General features: G+C 68.3%; 5 protein-coding genes and 1 pseudogene. 4 read left to right on the top strand and 2 right to left on the bottom strand.

All coding sequences use genetic code 11. The features are described from left to right. Positions 1 to 136 precede the first annotated feature (136 nt). Positions 137 to 763, top strand: a pseudogene (locus SREC43747_RS0118270) (alpha/beta hydrolase); the annotation flags it as partial. Here the strand turns inward: SREC43747_RS0118270 and SREC43747_RS0118265 are convergent. Both SREC43747_RS0118265 and SREC43747_RS0118260 read right to left on the bottom strand, forming a co-directional pair. Beyond that, positions 757 to 3,240 (bottom strand): helix-turn-helix transcriptional regulator, encoded by a 2,484-nt coding sequence (locus tag SREC43747_RS0118265; protein WP_029722824.1) that lies wholly within the window; start codon positions 3,238 to 3,240, stop codon positions 757 to 759. The pseudogene SREC43747_RS0118270 and the gene SREC43747_RS0118265 sit on opposite strands and share 7 nt — an antisense overlap. A gap of 54 nt (positions 3,241 to 3,294) precedes the next feature. Beyond that, on the bottom strand, positions 3,295 to 4,674 hold the full coding sequence (locus SREC43747_RS0118260; protein ID WP_029722823.1) for an Hsp70 family protein: 1,380 nt from the start codon (positions 4,672 to 4,674) through the stop codon (positions 3,295 to 3,297). Positions 4,675 to 4,960: 286 nt separating this feature from the next. On the opposite strand from SREC43747_RS0118260, the gene SREC43747_RS0118255 reads away from it, so the two are divergent. The 3 genes from SREC43747_RS0118255 to SREC43747_RS0118245 all read left to right on the top strand — a co-directional run. Further along, positions 4,961 to 5,863: an IniB N-terminal domain-containing protein gene (locus tag SREC43747_RS0118255; RefSeq protein WP_051388145.1), complete on the top strand. Its 903-nt coding sequence runs from the start codon at positions 4,961 to 4,963 to the stop codon at positions 5,861 to 5,863. Positions 5,864 to 6,031: 168 nt separating this feature from the next. Further along, positions 6,032 to 7,852, top strand: a complete 1,821-nt coding sequence (locus SREC43747_RS0118250; RefSeq protein WP_029722820.1) for a dynamin family protein — start codon at positions 6,032 to 6,034, stop codon at positions 7,850 to 7,852. Beyond that, a partial coding sequence (locus tag SREC43747_RS0118245) for a dynamin family protein (protein ID WP_029722819.1) occupies positions 7,849 to 8,906 on the top strand: 1,058 nt, incomplete at its 3' end. The genes SREC43747_RS0118250 and SREC43747_RS0118245, both read left to right, overlap by 4 nt.

Genomic DNA, 8,906 nt, shown 5'->3' with positions numbered 1-8,906 from the left:
ACTCAGGATTACCGGCGCATGGAATCCAGCGTCTCGTCTCAGTCCCTCGCTCCGGCCGCCGAAGGGCATCTGCGACTGGCCAAGCAAGTGGTGCACGAGAAGATCCGGAACGGCAAAGGCTTTGCAACGCTGAGCGAGATCGCTGTCGGTGGACTACCGGCTGGCGCCCGAGCACCCCTACCCGGCGGCTTTCGAGGACTGCGCCGCGGCCTACCAGTTCGCGCTGAACAACGCCGCGGAACTCGGCACCGCCCCGGAGAGCATCGCGGTGGGCGGGGACAGCGCGGGCGGGAACCTGGCCGCCGCGGTCGCCTTGCACGCCACCACCAGCGGGTTGAAGAAACCGGCCTTCCAGTTCCTGCTCTACCCCGCGGTGGACGCCACCACGCGCCGCCGCTCCCGCGACCTGTTCGGCAACGGGTTCCTGCTCAGCGACCGGGACATGGACTGGTTCATCGACCACTACCTGCCCGATGTCGAACGCCGTCGCGAACCGCAGCTGTCGGTGCTGCTGGCCGAGGACTTCACCGGCCTGCCCCCGGCCTACGTGGTGACCGCCGGCTTCGACCCGCTGCGCGACGAGGGCGAGGAGTACGCCCGCCAGCTGGCCAAGGCCGGGGTGCCGGTGATCTCCCGGCGGTTCGAGGACCTGATCCACGGGTTCATCAACATGCGCCCGATCGGCGGTCGCTTCCAGGAGGCCATGTGCGAGATCGCCGGCACGCTGCGGGCCGCGCTGCTGCTGCAGCGGACCGGTCAGTGATGGCCCAGTAGCTCCCGCAGCCGGGAGAGCAGTTCCTCCCGGTTGGCGCAGCCGAGCCGCTGCTTGATCCGGCCGATGTGGTGCTCGACGGTTTTCGCGGAGATGAACAGCCGCTTGCCCACCTGCTTGTAGGTCAAGCCGGCGAGCACCAGTTCGGCCACTTCCTTCTCCCGCTCGCTGAGCAGGTCGGCATCGCTGTCAGCGGTCTCCGGCACGGCGCGCGGCCGCGGTGGCTTGCCCTGCAGCGCCCGGGCGCACTCCAGCAGGGCGAGCATCACCCGCCGGTCCTTGGTGCGGATGGCCGCCTGCCCGGCCAGCCGGGCACCGTCCCAGGCGAATCCCGCGGTGTGCAGGGCGCGGGCGGCCTTCTCCGCCGCGGCCTGGTCGACCTGCCCTTTGAGCAGGTGCAGCCAGATCTGGGCGCCTTCGGCGAAAGCGCTGGCCAACTGGTTGTGGTCGGCCATTTCGACCAGCTCGGCGGTGTAGCTCTCCACCTTGTCGTGCTCGTCCAGCACGACCGCCGCTTGCAGGCACTTCCAGATGAGCAGGGAACTCCACAGCGGTGGGTTGCCGAGCTTGCTGAGCAGTTCCCGGGCCCGGTCCAGGTGCGGGGAGAGCCACTCCTGGTCCCGCAACCGGGCCGCCGCCACCACCAGCTCGCCGAGCGGGAGCAGGCTGAACAGGTCCATCGCGTGCTCGGCCACCGCCTGCCGGGCCACGCCCCGGGCCGCGGCCAAGGCGGTCATGTCGTTGTCCCGGTTGGCTATGCCGGCTTGCAGGGCGGTGGCCAGCAGCCGGTCCCGCACCGCGGAGCCGGGGAGCGATTCGAGCATGCTGCGCGCGCTCAGGGTGTCGCCGCGCAGCAGCGGCAACCAGGCCGCCAGCAACCGGTGCCTGTTCTGCAGCAGCGGCCCGCCGGAACCGGAGGCGATCGCGCGTTCCAGCGTCGACTTGGCCACCTCGATCTCACCGCAGTGCAAGGCCACCAGCGCGGCCACCGACGCCGGCGTGTCGGGCAGCAGCACGTCGGCCCCCATCGGCTCGGCGAGCGAAGCCGAACGCACCAATTTGGACAGTGCGGAGGCGGCCGAGCCGACCACCGATTCGCGCACCCCTTCGGCGAGCTCGTCGGCAGCCCCGGAGATCGAGATGGGCGGGCCGGAGTCGGTGGGGGCTTGCCAGAGCTCGTCGGCCTCTTGCAGTCGACCGCAGCCGATGAGGCCGACCACCGCGAACGCCCGGTCTCCCGACCACCGCAGGTTGTTCACCGACCACCGGCACATCTCCGCGGAGCGCTCCAGCAGGCCGCGGTGCGCCAGCACGCTGGCCGCCACCTGCGCCCCCAGCTGCCGGTCGGGCACCGATTCGTCCACGACGACCTGATCGGCCAGCCGGAGCGCGTCGTCCAGTTCCCCGCTGACGGCCGCGGCCTTGGCCCGCCGAGCGGCCACCGAGGAGTTCGGGACGCCCGCCGACACCGCGGCGTCGAACAGGCGCCGGGCCACTTCCGGAGCGCTCCGCAGCGCTTCCTCCCCGGCCTGCTCGAACGCCGTGGCCAAGGTGGACTCCGGAAGCAGCGCCACTTCCTGCCCCAGCAGCGGCAGGACCAGCGGCAGCACTCGACCGCCGCGGGCCATCTGGGTCTCCACCAGCCGGCGCACCACCTGCAGTCGGCGTTCCCACGGGGTGAGGTGGAAGACCGCTTCCCGCACCACCGGCAGCAGCCGGTCGTTGCTGCCCATCAGCCCACCGGAACGCAGCGCGGCCAAGCTGTCGGCGACGTCGGTGGCGTCCAGGTCGAGCACCCCGGCCAGCAGTTCGGGGTGCGGCACGGCGCCGCTGGCGATGGCCAGCACGCATTCCCAGCCGTGGGGACCGAGCTGCTCCAGGTCGTGCTGGAACTGGTCGAGCGCCTGGGCGGGCAGCTGGGTGGCCAGCGCGCCGGGTTCGGTGGCCGCCAGCACGCGTTGGACGAACCGCGGCACACCACCGGTCTGGGCGTGCAGCCAGCTCACCCACTCCGCCGGTGCGGGGCCCCCGAGGGCCTGCTGGACCGTCTGCGCGATGTCGTCCGTGCCCAGGGCGTTCAGCAGCACCGGGGCGCCGAGCACCTCGATCACCTGGCTCAGCTCCGCCGGCCGCGGCCCGGGCCGGTAGGCCACGATGAGCCGCACACCGGACTGGCCGGCCAGTTCCCGCAGGTGCGCGAGCTGCTGACCACCGAGCCGGTGCGCGTCGTCCACCAGCACCGCCCCGTCCGCGGCTTGTTCCGCAGTGGCTTCGGGACCGTGAACCGGCATTCCGGCATTCCGGTAGATCTCGGCAAATTCCTTCAGCAGCGCGGTTTTCCCATAACCACCGGCACCCTGGATCCCAGCCAGAACCGGTGCGGACGGGGCCTGCTCGACAGTTGCCCGCAGTTCGGCCGCATGGACGTTCGACACCAGGGCGAGCTGGGAATTCTTCGAGTTCTTCACACCAGATGTCCTTGTCATGCCGGTCGGTGCGCTCAGTCGGTCAGTCCGAGTTCGTCAACTGCGCAGCATCGTGTGCAGCGCTCCGAAAACACCGCTGACGGAAGCGTTCGGCCAGAGGAACGTCAAGATCACCCCACCTAGGATCAGCACGACAGCAGCCACGATCTTGATGGTTTTCATCCGCTTCGCCCGTTCTTCATCGGGCGGTTCGAGCGGAGCCGGCTCCACTTCGATGGGTGGCGGCGGAGCGGTGGCCGGCTCTTCCGCCGGGAAGTCCGACTGGTCGTCATCGACCGCCATGATCAGCCGGGTCTCGGCGGCCGACTCCGCTTTGTCGGTGTCGGCGGAGAGCACCCGGACAGCGGCCTGCGCGGCCCCGGTGGCCGCCACCAGTTCCGGCGCGGCGTCCACCTGCGGCGTCGCCCCGAGCCGGTCGGCCACCAATTGCCGCAGCAGCGGGGTGCGAGCGGTGCCGCCGGCCAGCACGACCGCTGAAACGTCCTCGGTGGACAGCCCGGCGGACTGGAGGGACTGCTGGATCAGCCCCGGCACCCGTTCCAGGTGCGGCCGGACCGCTTGCTCGTAGCGGAACCGGGACAGCGAGTACTCGGTGCGCAGCCCCGGGATGTCCACCCGGATCTGCACCCCCGGGTGGTACGAGAGGACTTCCTTGGCGCGGGCGCACTCCGCGCGCAGGTTGGCCAGCGCGGTCCGGTGCGCGCGGTCGGTGGGGTCCAGGGCGTTGATCTGCTCGGCGAACTGCTCCCGGACCAGTCCGAAGACGACGTCGTCCAGGTCTTGCCCGCTGGGGTACGGGCTGTCCAGCGGCTGGCCGACGATTTCGAAGCCGAAGTCGCGGCAGCGCAGCACGGTGGCGTCGAGACCGCTGCCGCCGATGTTGCCGACGGCGATCGCGTTCTGCTGTTCCACCTGCTGCTTGTTGCCGTAGTCGAGGGCGACCGCCAGCGGCTCGGGGAGCATGGTGACGTCGGTGAGGCCGAGCCTGGCCAGCGCTTGGTGCAGGGCCGCGGTGCGGTGAGCTCCCCAGGTGGCGGGGTGCGCGACGGCGATGTGCTCCGGGGGGTGCCCCTGCTGGTGCGCCACGTGATCGGCGACCCACTCGACCATGGTGGCGGCCAGTTGCTCGGCGGGCACGAATTCGCTGCCGATCAGCAGCGGCAAGTCCTCGCCGACGAAGCGGGTGAATCCGCGCGCCACCCACTCGTGGTGCGTGGTCTCCCGTTGCTGCGCTGCCGGCCCGGCCAAGTAGGAACCGTCCTGAACTCGGCAGAGGACGGTCGGGACCACCGGTCTCGTCCCCGGACCACCGTTCAGCGACACCGGGACAGGTGCCACCCACTGCCTGCCGTCGCGCCTGGCGATGGCAGCCGAAGTAACGGTGGCGCCCAGGTGGACGCCCAGCACGTAAGGCATGCAATCCCTTCGTGTTACTACTCAGCCACTTCCGGGGCCTTTCAGGTGTGGCTCAGCACGAACACAATCTAGCGTGCGGTTGATTACGGAGCGGCGTTGGATCCCCCAATGATCCCCCTAGTGGATCACTAGGTCCATCCCCTAATAGAGATTTCCTTGACTAGGTGTCGCTCCCGATGACCCGTGGGTGAAAACCTCCTAACCTGATCAAGCAAGGGAGCGAGGGACAGGACGACCTCACTCGGTAGCACCCAACCGAGCGACCGCTGAGCGCCAGGAGGTTTACATGGTGGACACTCAGCACGATCAAGGTCGGGCCGAGTCCCCCACTGCCGCCCCCGGGACGCACAACGAGACAGCCCACACCGAGCAGCCGACGGTGCACGAGTTCCTCACCCAACTCGCCACCGACCCGGCGGCCCGGTCGGCTTTCATCGCTGATCCGCAAGCCACGCTGGATCAGGCTGGCCTCGGGGACCTGACTGCGACTGACGTCCTGCAGGCAACGTCGCTCGTCCTCGACTATGCCCCAGTCGAGGTCGTAACCGAGTACAGCCGCTCACTGCAGAGCAGCATCGATCAGTTCGCGACGAGCACCCAGCACGTCGCGATCAACCATCTGCATCCCGCACATTCACTGGAACAGGAAGAGCTGAGCATGCTGAAGAACAACCCCGAACAGAACGCTGACTTCGGTAAGGGCGGCGACGTCGACGAGCAGCTGCCGGAGGTCACCAACAACACCACCGAGATCAGCATCGAGAAGAACGACTCCGGCAACCTGATCAGCGCCCACGACCTGGTCAGCGACACCAGCGTCAACCTCGGTGGCGTGACCGAGACCGTGGACAACACCGTTGACAGCGCTGTCGACACCGTCGACGGTGCCCTGTCCGGCGTTTCCTCCCTGACCAACAACGTCACCAAGATCGGCATCGAGGCCAACGACTCCAACAACCTGATCAGCGCCCACGACCTGATCAGCGGCAACGAGGTGAACGTCGACCTGGCCAACACCGTGAACGCCGTCGGCGGCGTCGTCGGTGGCGTGGGCGAGACCGCCACCGGCCTGGTCGGCGACGTGACCGACACCGTCGACCACACCGTCGACACCGCTGCTGGCATCGCGGGCGGCGCCGGCACCATCGTGGGCGGCACCGTGAACAACGTCGTGGACGGCCTGCTCTGAGCCTGAAGAGCTGACAGCCGCAAATTCCGGGGTCCGCTCCCTGCGGACCCCGGAATTTCGCCCTTTTGCCCTATTGCAAGAAGAGCGTCGTCCGTTTTGTCCCTTTTTGGTACTGTGAGTTCACCCTCCCGGGTTTAATCAGTTTCCGCTAGGCGCCACAATCATTGCGTGATCGAGACGGCGCTGGTGGAACTCATTGACCGCGCGAGCGCGGAATGCGCGGAACTGCAGCGCGCCGACCTGCACGGCAGGCTGCGCCAGATCCGCACCCGTGTTCTCGACCCCACCCAGCTGGTCCTCGTCGTCGGTGAATCGAAGCAGGGCAAGAGCACCCTGGTGAACGCCATCGTCAACGCCCCCGTGTGCGCGGTCGGGGAAGACGTGGCAACCTTCGTCCCCACTCTCATCCGGCACGCGGAAGAACCCTCCGCGCTGATCGTCGAGCAGGAACCCGCCCCCGGGCCGCAAGCGCCGCCCGCGCTGGAGCGGGTGCCGGTCCCCGTCGAGCGGATCCGCGAGCACCTGGACCAAGCCGTGGCCAACGGCCGCCCGGTCATGCGCGGCGAAGTCGGACTGCCCCGGGCGATCCTGAAGAACGGCCTGGCCCTGATGGACACCCCGGGAGTCGGCTCCACCTCCTCCTCCCTGACCGCCACCACGCTGGCCGTGCTGGCCGAAGCCGACGCCCTGCTGATGGTGTCCGACGCCACCCAGGAGCTCACCACCAACGAGCTGACCTTCCTCAAGCAGGCCACCGCGCTCTGCCCGAACATCGCCCTGGTGCAGCCGAAGACCGACCGGACCCCGCACTGGCGGCGGGTGCTGGAGATGAACCGCAAGCACCTCAGCAACGCCGGCATCGTGGCCAAGATCTTCCCGGTCTCCTCCGTCATCCGGATGCGGGCGATGCAGAACCGGGACGCGGAGCTGAACCAGGAATCCGGGTTCCCACCCCTGCTCGAATACCTCAAAACCGAAATAGCGGGCAAGCACGAGCACCTCACCCGCCGCCTGGTGGCGCACAACGTCTCCGAAACGCTCAACCAGATCACCACGTCGCTGAAGTCCGAACTGGCCGCGCAGAACCCCCGGACCGCTGCGGAAACCCTGGTCGAACTGGAAACCCAGCAACGCCGCTCCGAAGACCTGCGCCGCGCCACCGCCCGCTGGCAGAAGACGCTCAACGACGGCATCCAGGAGCTGTTCGCCGACATCGAGTTCGACTTCCGGGAGCGCTCCTGGGCCGTGCTCAACAAGGCCAACGAAAGCCTGGAAACCGCTGACCCGCTGGACAACTGGGACGAGTTCAGCGCCTGGCTGCGGGACCAGCTCAGCGACGCCATCGTGGCCACCTACGAGTGGCTGGACCAGCGGCAGGAGCTGCTCGCCGAGCAGATCGCCAACCAGCTCGTCACCGAGCACGGAGATGCCCTGCCCGACTTGGAGCAGGTCCGGCCGCCGAACCCGATGGACCAGCTGGAAGACCCGAAGCTGACCTACAACGGCGAGTACAAGCTGGTGGACAAAGCGCTCACCAGCTTGCGCGGGTCCTACGGCGGCGTGCTGATGTTCGGCCTGATCACCACCATGGCCGGCTTGCCGCTGCTGAACGTGGTCTCGGTTTCGGCCGGTGTGCTGCTGGGCAGCAAGAGCCTGTCGGAGGAGAGCGAAGCCCGATTGCGCCGCCGCCAGGCCGAGGCGCGCAGCGCCATCCAGCGCTACGTCGAGCAAGTTATATTCCAGGTGAACAAGGATTCCAAAGCGACCATCCGCGCCATCCACCGAGCACTGCACGCCCACTTCACGCGGATCACCGAGCAGGCGCAGATGGAGATCAGCAGGTCGATCCAGAACCTCAAGCTCTCCGCGGAACGCAGTGCGGTGGACCGCGACCAGCGCGCCCGGGAGATCAGACAGAAATTGGAAGAGCTGAACGTGCTACGCCGTCGAGTCAACATGCTCACCCAACACCGGATCACCGCGGCATGAGCGAACTGCTGCAGCACGCCAGAGCGCTCCTGGCCCGGGCGATGACGTTCTACCGCGACGACCCGCGAACCGCTTCCTGGCTGCGGGACCGGATGGAACGGCTCAACCAGCCGCTGCGCATCGCGGTCAGCGGTCGGGTCAAAGCAGGCAAGTCCACATTGATCAACGCACTGCTCGGCGAGGAGCTCGCCCCGGCCGACGCCGAGGAACGCACCCAGGTCAACACCTTCTACCAGTACGGCCCGGAACCGAAGATCCTGGTGCACACCCCGGCCGGTGGGGTGCAGAAATTCCCGGTGAACACTTTGGACGCCAACGCGATCCGGAACCTGCAGTACTGGCGTCCGGACGAAGTGGCCAGGCTGGTCATCGAGACCCCTTCCCCCAGCCTGAAGGCCATCACCTTCATCGAGACCCCGGGGGTGGCCTCCTCCGCGGTCCAGGAGACCGGCCGCTCCGCCCTGGCCCAGGTGCTGGCCGAAGCGGACGCCGTGCTCTACCTGACCAGGCAACTGCACCAGACCGACCTGCAGTTCCTGCAGTCGGTGCACGAGCTGCAGACCTCCCGCACCGCCCCGATCAACACCATCGTCGCCTACTCGCGGGCGGACGAAACCGGGAGCGGCGGCGAAGAAGCCCTCCCCGCGGCCGAGCGGATCGCCGAGCGCTACCGGAACGATCCCACCCTCCGGCTGTTCACCCAGCACGTGAACCCGGTGGTGGGAATCCTCGGGCAGGCCGCCGCAACTCTGACCGAAGAGGAATTCACCGCGCTGCGACAGCTCGCCCAACTTCCGGAATCCACTTTGGAAGAACTCGTGCTGTCGGCCGACCGGTTCGCCAACAGCACCGCGGTGGACACCGTCCCGCCGGAGGTGCGGCAACGACTGCTGAACCGGCTGGGCCAGTACGGGGTGGAGCGCTCCCTCACGCTCCTCCTGCAGGGAGAGGTCGCCGACTCCGCGAGCCTGCGCGCGGTCCTGCGGGACGAGAGCGGCTTGAGCACCCTGCAGGAAACCCTGCACCACCAGTTCGTGGAGCACCACGAACTGCT

This window comes from Saccharopolyspora rectivirgula DSM 43747 (genome assembly GCF_000497205.1).
Lineage (GTDB): Bacteria > Actinomycetota > Actinomycetes > Mycobacteriales > Pseudonocardiaceae > Saccharopolyspora > Saccharopolyspora rectivirgula.
Note: the sequence above shows the minus strand (reverse complement) of the source record. Positions and strands in the feature narration are given on the sequence as shown.

What these genes read in the sequence shown, in the direction of transcription:
- SREC43747_RS0118260 (WP_029722823.1), bottom strand. Translation starts at nt 4,674, where the DNA reads ATGCCTTACGTGCTGGGCGTCCACCTGGGCGCCACCGTTACTTCGGCT.
- SREC43747_RS0118255 (WP_051388145.1), top strand. Translation starts at nt 4,961, where the DNA reads ATGGTGGACACTCAGCACGATCAAGGTCGGGCCGAGTCCCCCACTGCC.